Annotated in this window: 13 protein-coding genes; 4 read left to right on the forward strand and 9 right to left on the reverse strand. The window is 34.8% G+C overall.

Annotated features, from left to right (window positions below; all coding sequences use genetic code 11):
- Nucleotides 1-44: 44 nt before the first annotated feature.
- Both YWA_RS14875 and YWA_RS0108995 read left to right on the forward strand, forming a co-directional pair.
- Entirely contained in the window at nt 45-1,226 is a 1,182-nt protein-coding gene (locus tag YWA_RS14875; RefSeq protein WP_022828186.1) for a cation:proton antiporter, read from the forward strand.
- A 404-nt stretch (nt 1,227-1,630) separates the two neighbouring features.
- Nucleotides 1,631-1,801 carry a hypothetical protein gene (locus YWA_RS0108995; RefSeq protein WP_157505324.1) on the forward strand — a complete coding sequence of 57 codons (171 nt, stop codon included), beginning with the start codon at nt 1,631-1,633 and terminating at the stop codon, nt 1,799-1,801.
- Nucleotides 1,802-1,977: 176 nt separating this feature from the next.
- Here YWA_RS0108995 and secDF read toward each other — a convergent pair whose 3' ends face one another.
- From secDF to gyrB, 4 genes are all read right to left on the reverse strand, one after another.
- On the reverse strand, nt 1,978-4,944 hold the full coding sequence (gene secDF / locus YWA_RS0109000; protein WP_022828188.1) for a protein translocase subunit SecDF: 2,967 nt from the start codon (nt 4,942-4,944) through the stop codon (nt 1,978-1,980).
- A 224-nt stretch (nt 4,945-5,168) separates the two neighbouring features.
- The gene (locus YWA_RS0109005; RefSeq protein WP_022828189.1) at nt 5,169-6,104 is read right to left on the reverse strand and encodes a malate dehydrogenase; all 936 of its coding nucleotides are present in this window, start codon (nt 6,102-6,104) and stop codon (nt 5,169-5,171) included.
- Nucleotides 6,105-6,129: 25 nt separating this feature from the next.
- Entirely contained in the window at nt 6,130-7,134 is a 1,005-nt protein-coding gene (locus YWA_RS0109010) for a DUF6588 family protein (RefSeq protein ID WP_026718700.1), read from the reverse strand.
- Nucleotides 7,127-9,067, reverse strand: coding sequence for a DNA topoisomerase (ATP-hydrolyzing) subunit B (gene gyrB, locus YWA_RS0109015; protein ID WP_022828190.1), 1,941 nt, complete (start codon nt 9,065-9,067; stop codon nt 7,127-7,129). Before gyrB ends, YWA_RS0109010 begins: the two co-directional genes overlap by 8 nt.
- 253 nt (nt 9,068-9,320) lie before the next feature.
- Between gyrB and YWA_RS0109020 the strand changes: the two genes are divergently transcribed.
- Nucleotides 9,321-9,941, forward strand: a complete 621-nt coding sequence (locus YWA_RS0109020; RefSeq protein WP_022828191.1) for a porin family protein — start codon at nt 9,321-9,323, stop codon at nt 9,939-9,941.
- A 54-nt stretch (nt 9,942-9,995) separates the two neighbouring features.
- Here YWA_RS0109020 and YWA_RS0109025 read toward each other — a convergent pair whose 3' ends face one another.
- The 4 genes from YWA_RS0109025 to truA all read right to left on the reverse strand — a co-directional run bounded on the left by YWA_RS0109025 (nt 9,996) and on the right by truA (nt 14,617).
- The gene (locus tag YWA_RS0109025; RefSeq protein WP_022828192.1) at nt 9,996-10,349 is read right to left on the reverse strand and encodes a hypothetical protein; all 354 of its coding nucleotides are present in this window, start codon (nt 10,347-10,349) and stop codon (nt 9,996-9,998) included.
- A 173-nt stretch (nt 10,350-10,522) separates the two neighbouring features.
- The gene (lpdA, locus tag YWA_RS0109030; RefSeq protein ID WP_022828193.1) at nt 10,523-11,911 is read right to left on the reverse strand and encodes a dihydrolipoyl dehydrogenase; all 1,389 of its coding nucleotides are present in this window, start codon (nt 11,909-11,911) and stop codon (nt 10,523-10,525) included.
- A gap of 145 nt (nt 11,912-12,056) precedes the next feature.
- Nucleotides 12,057-13,817, reverse strand: coding sequence for an ABC transporter ATP-binding protein (locus YWA_RS0109035; protein WP_022828194.1), 1,761 nt, complete (start codon nt 13,815-13,817; stop codon nt 12,057-12,059).
- Nucleotides 13,818-13,870: 53 nt separating this feature from the next.
- Nucleotides 13,871-14,617 carry a tRNA pseudouridine(38-40) synthase TruA gene (gene truA, locus YWA_RS0109040; RefSeq protein WP_022828195.1) on the reverse strand — a complete coding sequence of 249 codons (747 nt, stop codon included), beginning with the start codon at nt 14,615-14,617 and terminating at the stop codon, nt 13,871-13,873.
- A gap of 236 nt (nt 14,618-14,853) precedes the next feature.
- Between truA and YWA_RS0109050 the strand changes: the two genes are divergently transcribed.
- Nucleotides 14,854-15,351 carry a metallophosphoesterase family protein gene (locus tag YWA_RS0109050; protein ID WP_022828197.1) on the forward strand — a complete coding sequence of 166 codons (498 nt, stop codon included), beginning with the start codon at nt 14,854-14,856 and terminating at the stop codon, nt 15,349-15,351.
- Here the strand turns inward: YWA_RS0109050 and YWA_RS0109055 are convergent.
- A complete protein-coding gene (locus YWA_RS0109055) occupies nt 15,348-15,989 on the reverse strand; it encodes a protein-L-isoaspartate(D-aspartate) O-methyltransferase (protein WP_022828198.1) in 642 nt (213 codons plus the stop codon). The genes YWA_RS0109050 and YWA_RS0109055 overlap by 4 nt on opposite strands.
- Between the last annotated feature and the right edge of the window lie 21 nt (nt 15,990-16,010).

Raw genomic sequence — 16,010 nt, forward strand, 5'->3', positions numbered from 1 at the left:
TTCCCTCATACGAAGCCATTTTTAATTCAATCAATCTTGCTTATATGACTACATCGATTATAATTTCTATATGTGCTTTACTCCTGTTTGCTTATGTTTTTGACATAAGTTCCGCACGAACTAAAATCCCATCAGTAATTTTACTCTTATTTTTAGGTTGGGGAGTGAAACAAACAGCTAATTTCTTCGCTATTGAAATTCCCAATTTAACTTCCGTCTTGCCTATCTTAGGGACAATCGGTTTAATACTGATTGTTTTAGAAGGTTCGCTTGAACTAGAATTAACGCGATCCAAGCTTCCCTTTGTACGAAAGTCTTCACTGGTAGCGTTCATTCCAATAATCGTCATTAGCTTTGGTTTGGGAGCCGTTATTCATTATTACAGCGGCATTAGTTTTAAATCTGCTTTGACAAATTCGATTCCATTAGCAATAATCAGCAGTTCGATCGCGATTCCCAGTGCAAACAACCTAATATCGAAAAATAAAGAGTTTATTACTTATGAAAGTAGCTTGTCCGATATATTCGGGGTGATTATGTTTAACTTTATAGCGTTTAATGATTATTTTACCTTTGAATCCATTAGTATATTTGTAGGACAAATTATTCTTATTATCATTATATCCTTCATAGCAACCTTAGGTTTGGCGTTTCTATTAAGCAAAATTAAACATTCTGTAAAGTTTGCTCCAATCATTTTACTTGTTATCTTGATCTACGAAATATCAAAAATATACAACTTACCCGCTTTAGTATTCATTCTCCTATTTGGGATTTTCTTAGGGAATCTAGACGAATTAAAACACATAAAGTTTATCCAACGCTTGCGTCCTGAGATTTTAACCAATGAAGTACATAAATTTAAAGATCTAACGGCAGAAATGGCGTTCTTGGTTCGTGCCTTATTTTTCTTGCTTTTTGGATTCTTAATCGAAACATCAGAGATTATCAATACCGATACTATTATTTGGGCAGTCGGAATAACGGCCAGTATATTTGTTGTTCGATTTATACTTTTAAAAATATTTAAGATTGCCATCAGTCCGCTGCTTTACATTGCACCACGAGGACTAATTACAATTTTACTATTTCTCTCCATTCCTTTGAGTCAGGTTTCCCCTTTAGTAAACAACTCGCTTATTTTGCAGGTTATTATTATGACTGCTTTAGTAATGATGTTGGGATTAATATTCAATAAAAAAGCAGTTGAAAACAGCAAACAATAATTAGTACCTGTTTAGCTATTCAAAATAATTTTGTTGTGCAAATGTGTAAGTTACCATTACGCTCAAATAAAGATTGCGACAACTACTATAAATGAAAGTAAAAATATTCATATTACTATTTCCTATAGTGCTCTTTGGACAAGATCATAATTCAAATTTAAGTAAAATAAAAAGTATTGAATCTCAAATAAAATTTACTGACAGCATCTCTAATTTCACTTAAGAAGAAATTCAAAATGTTGTGGTCGTTCCTGCACATGGAAGGATTGATGGCAGACAAACAAAATCAATTCAAATTAAGACTCGTATAGTAATGTATTCAAATCAAATTTTGAGAATTATTTATGCTGAAAGTAATTCAAAATACAACTGGTTCTACTATTATGTTGATTCTAAACTTATCTATGCAGAATCAAATGTACTACGTGGTAAACAAAAGAAGACCAAAAAAGAAATTTTACTACCATAACGATAAACTAATAGCTCCATTATCTTCCGATATAAATTATGATTTGGAAGAAGAAGTCAATGTTTTCACATCAGCTAATGAGTTATTAAATTCTGCGAAACCATAATAATTGCTGCACAAAATTTACTTTCAAATCCTCAATTAGTATTATTATCAATAAATTACACATAAAGTATTTTATTAAAATACCGCAACCCACTTGTAAGTAAATTATTTATTTCCGTTAAAAGCAAAAAAAAGACCTGATTTCTCAGGTCTTTTCTATTTGTATAAAGTGTTTAGTTAAGCAACTGGATTGTTGTGTAACTCTTCAATTCTTTTATGTTCTGCTTCAGAAAGTGTATCACACAATACTGGAGTTGCAATGAAAAGAGATGAATAAGTACCTACAATCATACCGATTAACATCGCGAAGATAAATCCTCTGATTGATTCACCACCGAAAATGAACATCACTAAAAGTACCATAATCATCGTTAACGAAGTATTAATGGTTCTAGACATTGTCGAGTTAACAGATCTATTTACAATCTCATTAAATGTACCTGTAGTTTTACCACCTAGATACTCACGAATTCTATCAAATACAATTACTGTATCATTCATCGAGTATCCAATTACAGTTAGAATCGCAGCGATAAAATGCTGGTCAATTTCCATTCCAAATGGAGCCCATTTCCACATAAGTGAATAAATTCCTAAAACGAAGATAACATCATGTGCTACTGCAGCAATGGCACCAAGACTATACTGCCATTTACGGAAACTGATTGTTAAGTAAACAAATACAATTGCCATCGCTCCTAAAACCGCCCAATAAGAGTTGGTCTTAATATCTTCCGCAACTGTTGGTCCTACTTTTGAAGCTTGCAATATTCCTAATGCTTTACCGTCATAAATATTTACAAATTTATCGTAAGTCATGTCTGCTGCAAAATGTTTTTTCAAACCTTCAAACAACAATGTATTTACTTCCTCATCAGCAGCTGTTCCATGCTCTTCAACTTTATATTTAGTAGTGATTTTCAATTGATTTTCGCTACCAAAAACTTTAGCTTCAACTCCACCACCAAATACAGGATTCAATTCTTCTTTAACTTCATCCGTAGAAACTGGTTTTTCAAAACGAACTTGGAAGGTTCTACCACCTACAAAGTCAACACCTTGATTCAATCCATTAGTTGATAAGGAAACAATACTTCCGATAACTACAATTGCAGAGAATATGTACGCATATTTCTTAAATCCTAAAAAGTCAAAATTAAATTTTGTAAAGAAACCTTTAGAGAAGTCTGTTACAAATCGCAATGTTTTACCTTTATATGCATCCCAATCTAACATGATTCTTGTAATAAAAATTGCAGTAAACAAAGAGGTAAAAATACCGATAAGCAATGTCAATGCAAATCCTTGAATAGGTCCTGTTCCAAATATAAACAATACAATACCAGTTAAAATATGTGTTACGTTCGCATCCACAATAGAACGCATAGCTCCAGTCCAGCTGTACGATTCACTGATGGCTACATCAAGTGTTTTCCCTAAACGTAATTCTTCTTTCGCTCTTTCAAATATAATGATATTCGCATCGACGGCTGTACCAACAGTCAATACAATACCTGCAATACCTGGTAAAGTCAATACAAATCCGAAACTTGCAAGAACTCCAAAAAGGAACAATAAGTTGACTGCCAATGCAATATTTGCATAAAGACCTGCTTTACCGTAGTAAATCATCATCCAAATTGACACAATCAATAATCCTAACAACGCCGAGTTGATTCCACTATCAATAGCTTCTTGACCTAAAGATGGTCCTACTACTTCTGATTGAATAATATCTGCTGCAGCAGGCAACTTACCCGCTTTCAATACGTTCGCTAAATCTTTAGTTTCTGTTACCGTAAATGCACCAGAGATTTGAGAGTTTCCTCCAGCAATAGCTCCAGTTGTAACTCCAGGTGCAGAATAAACAACATCATCTAAAACGATGGCGATATTTCTTTGTTCTCTGTAAGCTATTCCAGTTAATTCTTCCCAAGTTTTCGCTCCAGCACCATTCATTTGCATAGACACACTTGGTTTTCCCATTGCATCAAATTCGTCTCTTGCTTCTGTAATTACACCACCGCTCATTGGTGCAACATTGTCTCTATTTCCTTTTAAAGCATAAAGCGACAATGCTTCCGTTTCAGCTGCTTTATCATCTTTCAAAGTTTCTGGTTTACCCCAAACAAATTTGGCATAACGTTGATCACCTTGTAATAAATTACGAATGTCTTGGCGTTTCAAGTAGCTGTTAATTACCGCAGTATCTTTTGGTGAAAACATAGCTAAAATTGGTCCACCACCTTGCGCAATAATTTTATCAAACAATGGATTATTACCTTTTGCAGTAGCCGAAGAATCAGCATCTGTTAATAGAGACGCTAAAGTATCTGTTACTACAGGAGCTTCTTCTTTTTTATTAATTTCAGTTTTTTGCAAAGCTGTATTCGCCGCTCCTAAAAACGGTCCCATTTCTTCTAACTTATAAGTTTCCCAAAACTCTAATTGAGCAGTACTTGACAATAATTTCTTAATACGATCCACATCTTTTGCTCCTGGAAGCTCCACTAAGATACGACCTGTCTCTCCTAATTTTTGGATATTAGGTTGTGTAACACCAAATTTGTCAATACGTTTTCTCAATACTAAGAACGCGCTATTTACAGACTCGTCCACTTTTCTTCTAATTACTTTTTCAGCTTCTGAATCAGTCATTTTGAAGTTGATTCCGTCTGAACCTTGCATGTTTTTATTTGCAAAAATACTAGGAGAAGCTAATTTAGTTTGTCCATTCGCGTTCTCTTTAAATGCAATAAAGAAAGCATCAATGTACGTTTGATTCCCTTTTAAATTTTTAGTAGCATCGTCTAAAGATTTATTAAAAATAGGATCTTTAGAATTGTTTGCCAATCCTTTCAAAACATCTTTAACTGAGATTTGAAGAATAACGTTGATTCCTCCCTCTAAGTCCAATCCTTTGTTGATTTTTTTCTCTTTTACTTCATTGTAAGTAAACATTCCCAGAAAAACATCTTGTTTCCCGATGGAATCTAAATAAGCATTTTCTTTTTCGCTGTCTCCATTTGCAAACGCTTTTGCTTTGCTTTCAACGCTACTTGCCACAAATGTGAAAGAAAGTTGGTAAATACTTACCAATGCAAACAAAATTGCAAAAAATTTAATAAGTCCTCTATTCTGCATTATTACTAATAATTAATTAATTTTATTGTCTTTTGGTGTTTTTAATAATAAATTCACATTTAAATTTCAAGATTAGCTAAAATACTTCAAACTCAAATGCCTCTGCTATTTTTAAAACGAGCAAATATATAATTTAGATAAAGATTAACCAATTTATTTCTTAATTAATCTTAAAAAAAAGACTGCAGTTGATGCAGTCTTTTCTATATATCTGTAATGTGGTATTATTTCAAATTTGCATTTAGTTCCGCATTCATACTTCTAACGGCAGTAGCACTTTTAGCAAACTTCGCTTTTTCATCTTCGTTTAAGGTAATATCTACAATTTCTTCGATACCATTTCTTCCGATAATACAAGGAACACCAATGCAAATATCACTTTCTCCATATTCCCCTTCTAGGAAAACAGAACAAGCAATCATTTTCTTTTGATTGTTCAAAATACTATCTACTAAGTAAGCTACTGAAGCTCCTGGAGCATACCAAGCCGAAGTTCCTAGTAAACCTGTTAAAGTTGCACCACCAACCATTGTGTCAGCTGCTACTTTATCTAATTCCTCTTGCGATAAAAATTCAGAAACCGGAATACCGTTGTAAGAAGCCAAACGAGTCAATGGAATCATTGTCGTATCTCCGTGTCCACCAATTACCATTGCCGAAACGTCTCTTTGTGGCTTGTTTAATGCTTTTGATAAATAATATCTGAAACGTGAACTATCTAAAGCACCACCCATTCCGATGATTCTATTTTTTGGCAAACCTGTCGCTTTTAACGCCAAGTAAGTCATCGTGTCCATTGGATTAGAAACCACAACGATGATTGCGTTTGGTGAATTTGCCAATACATTTTCTGAAACTGATTTTACAATTCCAGCATTGATGCCAATTAATTCTTCACGCGTCATTCCTGGTTTTCTTGGAATTCCAGAAGTAATAACAACTACATCACTGTTTGCTGTTTTTGTATAATCATTCGTAACTCCTGAAAGCTGTGTATTGAATCCTGTATTAGAAGCACATTGCATGATATCCATCGCCTTACCTTCAGCAAAACCTTCTTTGATATCTAATAAAACTACTTCACTTGCAATTCCTCTGTAAGAAATTACATCTGCACAAGATGCTCCAACGTTTCCAGCACCAACTATTGTAACTTTCATATTATGTTGTGTTTAAATTTATTATTTAGAACTTATATTGTAATGCAATATTTGAGTTTACAAATTTACCAAAAGCAATCGTAGTTTGAACAAAAAATCGAGAAATTTCTAATCTTCCTGCAATTTCTCCAATGCAATTGAACTTGTCGTTGGCAATTTGTTTCAATTCGTTATTCAATACATTTTGCAACGGTAGAACCTCTTCTATTTTACCTTTTTTACCCTTTACTTTGTACTCAAATGAACTTGTATTGGCTATAATACCGGAAGAAAGTTCAAATTTATTCCACTTTTTAGAGGCATTAATTTGAAATTGCCATGTATCAATTAAACTATTTAAAGCATTGAAACCAAGATTTCCATACTGCGTCTCCACATCTAAGAAGTTTACCGTTAAATCTTCCCGAGCATAACCAACTAAGGTAGAAATAAAGAAATTCTTACTTTCTATAGTTTGAAAATATTGACTTATAGAATGTTTCAATCCAAGTCCGTAAACTTGATATTGTACATTTTTAAGCGTAATTTGTGGCGAAAATTTAGCAATAAGCTCTGTACCAAACCCAATTCCAAGCGCACCTTGTAAGTAAGGATAAATAATCACATCGCGATCAACGCCTTCTGGACTTTTCAGAATAACATCGCTTCCGCCCAAAACTCCTTTCAACGTAACAAATTCGTTACTTCCTAAAGCAGTTGGCGTTAAAGCCGAATCTTGATTTTCAATTTGAAAAAAACTTAAGTCAGAATTATTCAGTCGAAAACTTCTATCTGACTTTGGAACTAAAAAAGTATTCATGTGAATTCCTAAAGTAAAATCCCATCGTTCCGCTTTTTGAGGAGTATTCACCCAACTGGATGCAGCTTGATAAACAGCAGCATCCGTTGCAGGTGTAATATAATGATCCGTAAAATATATCGCATCTTGAATTAAGTTGCCAATTGCAGGATCTAAAGTTTGAGCTGCAAGATTGATGTTGCTCAAAAAAAGCATAACAAAAAATCCAATTGCAGTATGTAATTTACGCATCAATTTTAGCGTAAACCGCGTTCTTTTCAATAAATTCTCTACGTGGTGGTACTTCGTCGCCCATTAACATAGAAAATACTCTGTCGGCTTCCGCCAAGCTTTCAATGGTAATCTTACGAAGTGTTCTGAAACTTGGATCCATCGTAGTTTCCCACAATTGTTCCGCGTTCATTTCTCCAAGACCTTTGTAACGCTGAATTCCAGCGCTTCCACCCATTCTTTCATTGGCTTGATCACGTTGAACATCGTTCCAAGCGTATTCTTTTTTATTTCCTTTTTTAACTAAATAAAGAGGTGGTGCAGCAATATAAACATGTCCATCTTCAATCAATTCACGCATGAATCTAAAGAAAAAGGTTAATATTAAGGTAGAGATGTGACTTCCATCGACATCGGCATCACACATAATAATTACTTTGTGGTAACGCAGTTTTGTCAAGTTTAACGCCTTACTATCTTCTTCCGTTCCAATAGTTACACCTAGCGCCGTAAATATATTCCGGATCTCTTCGTTTTCAAAAACTTTGTGCTGCATCGCTTTCTCCACGTTCAAAATCTTACCTCGTAAAGGCAAAATAGCTTGAAAATTTCGGTCACGACCTTGTTTTGCAGTTCCACCTGCCGAATCTCCCTCGACAAGATATACTTCGCATTTCGCAGGATCTTGTTCTGAACAATCCGATAATTTTCCTGGTAATCCACCGCCACCCATTACGGTTTTACGCTGTACCATTTCACGTGCTTTTTTCGCTGCGTGACGGGCTTGAGCTGCAAGAATTACTTTTTGAACGATGATTCGCGCGTCATTCGGATTTTCTTCCAAATAAGCTTCAATCATATCTCCAACTGCTTGACTTACAGGAGAAACAACTTCTCTGTTTCCAAGTTTCGTTTTCGTTTGTCCCTCAAATTGTGGCTCTTGCACCTTTACAGAAATAATTGCTGTCAATCCTTCACGGAAATCGTCTCCAGAAATGTCAAATTTCAATTTGTCTAACATTCCAGAAGCATCTGCATATTTCTTTAATGATCTTGTAAGACCTGTTCTGAAACCTTGCAAGTGCGTTCCACCTTCGTGGGTATTGATATTATTTACGTAGGAAAAAATGTTCTCAGAATAACTCGTATTGTAAATCAAGGCAACTTCTACAGGAATTTCTCCTTTGTCGCTGTCCATTGAAATAACGTGCGAGATAATCGGCTCACGGTTTCCATCCAAATAGCGGATGTACTCTTTTAAACCTTCGTCAGAATGGAAAACTTCTTGTTTGAATTCGCCTTTCTCGTCCGTTTCACGTTTATCTACAAAAGTAATTGTAATTCCTTTATTCAAGTACGACAATTCACGCATTCTAGCGGCAAGTGTGTCGTATGAAAACTCTATTGTTTGCGTAAAAATGGAATCATCTGGATAAAACGTCTGGCGTGTACCTCTTTTATCCGTTTCGCCAATTTGCTTTACAGGATACACTGCTTTACCACGAGAATACTCTTGTTCGTATACTTTACCATCTTTAAAAACGGTAGAAACCATTTTATTTGAAAGTGCATTTACCACAGAAACACCAACACCGTGCAAACCTCCAGAAACTTTATATGAATCTTTATCGAATTTACCTCCTGCACCAATTTTAGTCATTACGACTTGTAAGGCAGAAACCCCTTCTTTTTTATGAATATCAACTGGAATACCACGTCCATTATCTTCAACAGAAACGGAACCATCTTCGTTTATTTCAACAGTAATCGTATCGCAATAGCCTCCCATCGCTTCATCAATGGAGTTATCAACTACTTCATAAACCAAATGGTGTAAACCTCTCACTCCAACATCTCCAATGTACATGGAAGGTCGCATTCTTACGTGCTCCATTCCTTCTAATGCCTGAATATTATCTGCTGAATAATTTTGCTTATTGATTTCTTCGCTCATTTTAAGTTATATTCTGAATAAATTTAATTTAACGAACAAATATAACGAAACGAAGCGACAATTCATTGTAAATACGCATTTAGCGAGAGTAAGTTATTAACATTTGTTCGTTAAAACATGCGAGATTAAGCTCAAAAATAGTACGATAAAACGGTGCATTACTGATTACTCAAATTTGAAGCAAAAAACATAAAATATTCACAAATAAAATAAAAATAAATAGTACGTTTGTTACCTTTTTAAAAACAAAAACATGAAAAAATTATTTTTGACAGCCTTTTTAACTTTAGGCTGTTTCTTGTTTTCTTTTGCGCAAAACAAAGGAGATGTAGAATTTGGCGTTAATTTAGGTTTTAACTTATCAAATGCTACAGCAGATTCTTTTTCTACAGATACCGGAACTGGTTTCAATGTAGGATTCTCTACTGATTACTTTTTTTCAGACCATTGGAGTATCAAAGGAAAATTAATCTACGACCAAAAAGGTTGGGATAATGGTTATTTTCAAGGTCAAGCTGGTGTTCATGAACCGGACGCAGACTATAATTTGAACTACTTGACTATTCCTGTTACTGCAAATTGGCACTTTGGAAGTAAACGAAATTGGTATTTGCATTTTGGCCCTTACGTGGGATTTCTTTTAAACGCTAAAGAAAGCTCTTTAAACACTGAAGTTACAGATTACTACAGTTCCACTGATTTTGGCTTAGCCGTGGGAATTGGAGTAAAAATACCTGTATCAGACAAGTTGAAGATATTCATCGAATACGATGGACAAAGCGGCTTTCTAGATATTTTTAGAGACAATAGAGATGATGTTGTAACTGGAGCAAGAAGTGCATTCAATGTTGGCTTGAACTTCATGATGAAATAGTTTTCCCTTTTACATAAGCAAAAATGCCGTTTGAAATTCGAACGGCATTTTTTATTATAAATCATTTTCTCCTTTGTTCTCTTCTAAATCTTCGTGGTTATCACCGCCAATTGAGTAATAATTATTCTCTTCATCTTCACTTCCCACATTTTCTAATTCATCATCTAACTCTGAACCGGGAACATCCAAATCTGTACCTGTTTTTACAGTCTCAAAATCGAGTTCGTTACGTTTATTAGCAATTCGCGGATCAATTGTTTGCTTCATTCTTGTTGGATCACTTGGATCAATATCTTCTTCTTTTTTCCCTTGTCGGTACATATCCTCACTTGGTGGATAATTTAAAAAATCAGGCACTTTTGAATCGTCTTTTCCTTCTTTATGATCGTGTTTATCTGAATTATTCATCACAATTGGTTTTAAAAATTAAGTATTGAAAGTTACTTAAAAATTCCACGATATAATTATACGATTACTGCCATACCTTATGTTATTTCACAAAAAAAGTCTGCCGTTAAGCAGACTTTTCAATATAAACATCAATGGCAATTGTAATTTAAATAACAATTACATAATAAATCTTACATGTGAATTACTTCGTCATACGCTGCTGCAACGGCTTCCATAACCGCCTCACTCATTGTTGGGTGTGGGTGAATTGTTTTCAACACCTCATGACCCGTAGTTTCTAATTTACGTCCCAAAACTGCTTCTGCAATCATGTCTGTAACTCCAGCACCAATCATGTGACAACCTAACCATTCGCCGTATTTTGCGTCGAAAATCACTTTTACGAAACCATCTTTTGCACCAGAAGCACTTGCTTTACCCGAAGCCGAAAATGGGAATTTTCCAATTTTCAAATCGTATCCTTTTTCTCTTGCTTGTTTTTCAGTCAAACCAACAGAAGCAATTTCTGGAGTCGCATACGTACAACCTGGGATATTTCCATAATCAATTGGGTCCACGTGCATTCCTGCAATTTTCTCCACACAAGTAATTCCTTCAGCAGAAGCTACGTGAGCCAAAGCTTGCCCCGGAACTACATCACCAATTGCGTAATATCCTGGAACATTCGTTTGGTAAAAATCGTCAACTATAATCTTATCTTTTTCAAAAGTGATACCTACTTCTCCTAAACCAATATTTTCGATGTTTGATTTAATTCCAACAGCAGAAAGTAAAATATCAGCTTCTAAAATCTCTTCGCCTTTAGCTGTTTTTACAGTTGCTTTTACTCCAGCACCTGAAGTATCCACTTTTTCAACAGAAGAATTAGTCATGATTTTTACACCCGCTTTCTTCATTGAGCGCTCCATTTGTTTTGAAATATCTTCGTCTTCAACTGGAACAATATTTGGCATAAATTCAACGATAGTCACATCCGTTCCCATTGAATTATAAAAGTGAGCAAACTCAACTCCAATAGCACCTGAACCTACGATAATCATCGATTTTGGTTGTTCTGCAAGAGTCATTGCTTGACGGTAACCAATTACTTTTTTACCATCTTGTGGCAAACTTGGCAATTCGCGAGAACGCGCTCCCGTAGCAATAATAATATGGTCTCCTGAATATTCAGTTGTTTTTCCGGCTGCGTCAGTAACGTCAATTTTCTTACCCGTTTTGATTTTTCCAGTTCCTTGAATAACGTCTATTTTGTTTTTCTTCATCAAAAACTCAATCCCTTTACTCATTCCGTTGGCAACACCTCTTGAGCGTTGAACAACAGCGCTAAAATCCTTGTCGAATTCTGAAATAGTCAATCCGTAATCAGAAGCATGTTTTAAATAATCGAAAACTTGAGCAGATTTCAATAATGCTTTCGTTGGAATACAACCCCAATTCAAGCAAACGCCACCTAAACTTTCTTTCTCGATTACAGCGGTTTTAAAACCCAATTGCGAAGCACGAATCGCAGTTACATAACCACCTGGTCCACTTCCTAAAACAATAATATCGTATTTCATTTTTTCTTTGGTTTAATATTTTATAAAAAAGAAACGGCCAAATGCACATTTCTTACATTTAAAAATTGTCGTTTTTCAGGTAGCGAAAATAAGCAATTATTCTGTTTTAGAAAAACTTCAAAGTTGTTTATTTTTTGTCGAAAAATTATCCGATTTTCTCCACTGAAAACTGTGAATCATACAGTCGTTTATAGTACCCATTTTCGCGATGCACTAAATCATAATGATTTCCTTGCTCTACAATCAAACCTTTGTCCATCACAATAATTTTATCAGCGTTGATAATTGTCGCTAATCGGTGTGCAATTACAATTGAAGTTCGACCTTTAGTAACGGTTTCTGTTGCTCTTTGAATTAATTCTTCAGAATAAGTATCTATCGAAGAAGTTGCTTCATCCAAAATCAAAATACTTGGATTACTCACATACGCTCTTAAAAAAGCGATTAATTGGCGTTGACCAGAAGACAACATCACTCCTCTTTCTTTTACATTATAATCGTAACCGTTTGGCAAATTCATAATAAATGGATGCACTCCAATATTTTTTGCAGCAGCAATCACATCTTCTCTCGAAATTTCTGCATTATTAAGCGTAATATTATTGTGAATCGTATCTGCAAATAAGAAAACATCTTGTAAAACGACAGCAATTTGTTTTCGCAATGATTCTAGCGAATAGCTATTAATGTTTTCTCCATCAATACAAATGGTTCCCGAATTAATTTCGTAAAAACGATTCAACAAGTTAATAATTGTCGATTTACCAGCTCCTGTAGAACCAACGATTGCAACAGTTTCGCCCGGATTCACTTTTAAATTAATTCCTTTAATTACTTCTTCATTTTCTAAATAACCAAAATGAACGTCCTTGAATTCAATTTGACCTTCAAAAACGGGAGCGATAAGAGCGCCTTTGTCTTGAATTTGATCCTCAGTATCTAAAATATCAAAAACACGATTTGCGGCAATCATACCCATTTGCATCTCGTTGAATTTATCTGCAATTTGTCGCAAAGGATTAAAAAGCATAGTGATGAACATCGTGTAGGAAAATAAATCTCCAAAAGTGGTATCTAAATCACCGCCTAAAATTCGGGTTCCACCGTACCAAACCACCATTCCTAAAGTCAGCGATGAAATAATATCAGCAATCGGGAAAAATATGGAGTTGTACCAAACAGTTTGAATCCACGCTTTTTTGTGTTTGTCGTTGATCTCGCTGAATTTCCGCGCTTCAATTGTCTCTCTATTAAACAATTGAACGATTTTCATTCCCGTCACACGTTCTTGTACAAAGGTATTCATGTTTGAAATCTGTGTTCTAACTTCTTGAAACGCGACTTGCATTTTCTGCTGGAAAATACGTGTAATGATGACTAAAATAGGCATTGCCACAATTACAATCCAAGTCAATTTCCAATTCATATAAAACATAAAAATCAACACCACGACCATTTTCATTAAATCACTGACAATCATAAACAAACCTTGACTGAAAATTTTTGCAATAGCTTCAATGTCAGAAACTGAACGCGTTACCAATTGGCCAACTGGCGCGTTATCAAAATATTTCATTCTAAAACTCAACAAGTGTTTGAACAATTTAGTTCGGATGTCTTTTACGATATCTTGTCCGAGCCAGTTGGCCCAATACACAAAGTAAAACTGCGAAATAACTTCCAGTAATAACACAATTCCCATCAAAATAATATAGAAAAGAAGGCCTTTTCCATCATGAGTTTGAATATAACCGTCAACCGTTTGCTTCAACAAATAAGGACGTAATGCTGCGAAAATAGACAACGCGATTGCCCAAACAATAACGCTATTAAAACGCCATTTGTAAGGCTTGGTGTACACCATTATTCGTTTAAAAACTTTTGTATCGAATGCTTTTGCTTTCATTAAAATTTTAGATTTATGGCTTTAGATTTATGACAAAACTTATACCCTATAACTTATAACAATTCTATATAATCGTACTTAATTTCAGTTAAATAAAGTCCGCATGCGGGAACTGAAAACCCTGCTTTTTTTCGGTCTTTACTTTCAATTATGATTTGGAAATCGGCTTTTGAAATTTTACCTAAACCTACATAAACTAAAGTTCCAACAATGGACCGAACCATATTCCGCAAGAATCGATCTGCTGAAATGGTAAACGTAAGTTGGTCGTCTTCTTCTTTCCAAAATGCTTTGGTAATTTTACAATTAAACGTGTTTACATCCGTATGTACTTTTGAAAAACATTGAAAATCGTTGTGTTTCATCAGCAAAGATGCGGCATCATTCATCGCTTCAACATTTAATTTCTTATTGTAATACCAACTCAATTCATCCAAAAAAACATTTTTTGAAAGATTAATTTTATATTCATACGTTCGTTGTTTTGCATCAAAACGGGCATGTGCATTTTCATCAACAAGGATAATATTTGAAACCGCGATATCTTTTGGTAAAAACGAATTTAATTTATGGACAATGGTTTTTGAATCTATTTCATTTTCATAATCAAAATGAGCGAACATTTGACTTGCATGAACGCCTGTATCAGTTCGGCCGGCTCCCATAATTGCGATATTCTTGTCATTCAAAACAACGCCAAGTGCTTTAGTCAACGTTTCTTGTACAGAAGTAGCATTCGGTTGAATTTGCCAACCGTGGTAGTTTGTTCCGTTATAAGAAAGTTGTATAAAAAACCGCAATATCCTGAAAATTTAAGGCTACAAAGATACTTTATTAATGCTAAAAAAATCAGATTTGAAATACAACAAAATGTTAATATGATTTTGAAAACAAATGTCCTAATTTTGCACAAACTCATAGCCCGGATAGAAGTGGAAATCCTTTTATTTTTTTTCTTTAAAAAAATAAAAGATTGGAATGTATAGCCGGAAATAGCTTCTGAAATAAATTCAGAACAAATCCAAAATATATTCTTTTGAAAAAAATACTTTTACTTTCAGATACACACAGTCACATTGATGATACGATCTTAAAATACGTAAACCTTGCCGATGAAGTGTGGCATGCCGGAGATATTGGCGACTTAAAAGTGACCGACACGTTGAAGAAACTGAAACCACTTCGGGCAGTTTATGGAAATATTGACGATGCTCAAGCACGAATGGAATTTCCATTAAACAACCGTTTTTTCTGTGAGGGAGTTGATGTTTTAATCACCCATATTGGTGGTTATCCGGGGAAATACAACCAAGCAATTCGCGAGGAATTGACTAAAAATCCACCGAAATTATTTATTTGTGGACATTCGCATATTTTAAAAGTGATTTACGATAAGAAACTAAATTTCTTACACATGAATCCCGGTGCTGCTGGAGTGAGCGGTTTTCATCAAGTCCGAACGATGTTGCGTTTTGAAATTGACGGCGATAAAATTCAGAATTTAGAAATTGTAGAAATCGGAAAACGCGGTTAGTTTTTGTTTTCCAATAAAGGTACAAATCGGAATTCTCCAAACTCGTGTTTTTCAAATTGCGTTTCATTCTTGCGAATCAGTAAAGTCATAATTTGATGGTCTTCGCCTAAAGGAATTACTAATCTACCTCCAACTTTTAGTTGTGCCATCAACGGTTTTGGAATAAAAGGCGCTCCGGCGGTTACAATAATACTATCAAATGGCGCGTAATTTGGCAATCCTTTATAACCATCACCAAATGATATGTATTTTGGTCTGATACCTAATTTTGGCAACAATAACGAAGTCGATTTAAACAATTCGTTTTGACGTTCGATGGTGTACACTTTTGCACCAATTCCGCACAATACCGCTGTTTGATATCCAGAACCAGTACCAATTTCTAATACTTTATGGTCTTTTTGAACTTCTAAAAGTTGGGACTGAAAAGCAACCGTATAAGGCTGCGAAATCGTTTGTCCCGCTCCAATGGGAAATGCTTTGTCTTGATAGGCATAGTCTTCAAAACTAGAATTCAGAAATAAATGCCGTGGAATTTTTTGAATAGCGTCCAAAACAGCAACATCAGTAATTCCCTTTTCTTTCAAAACGGTGATCAACTGATTACGAAGTCCCTGATGTTTGGCGGTATCTCTCAAAATAATGACAAATTAATTTTG

The sequence above is a fragment of the Flavobacterium antarcticum DSM 19726 genome (assembly GCF_000419685.1).
GTDB lineage: Bacteria > Bacteroidota > Bacteroidia > Flavobacteriales > Flavobacteriaceae > Flavobacterium > Flavobacterium antarcticum.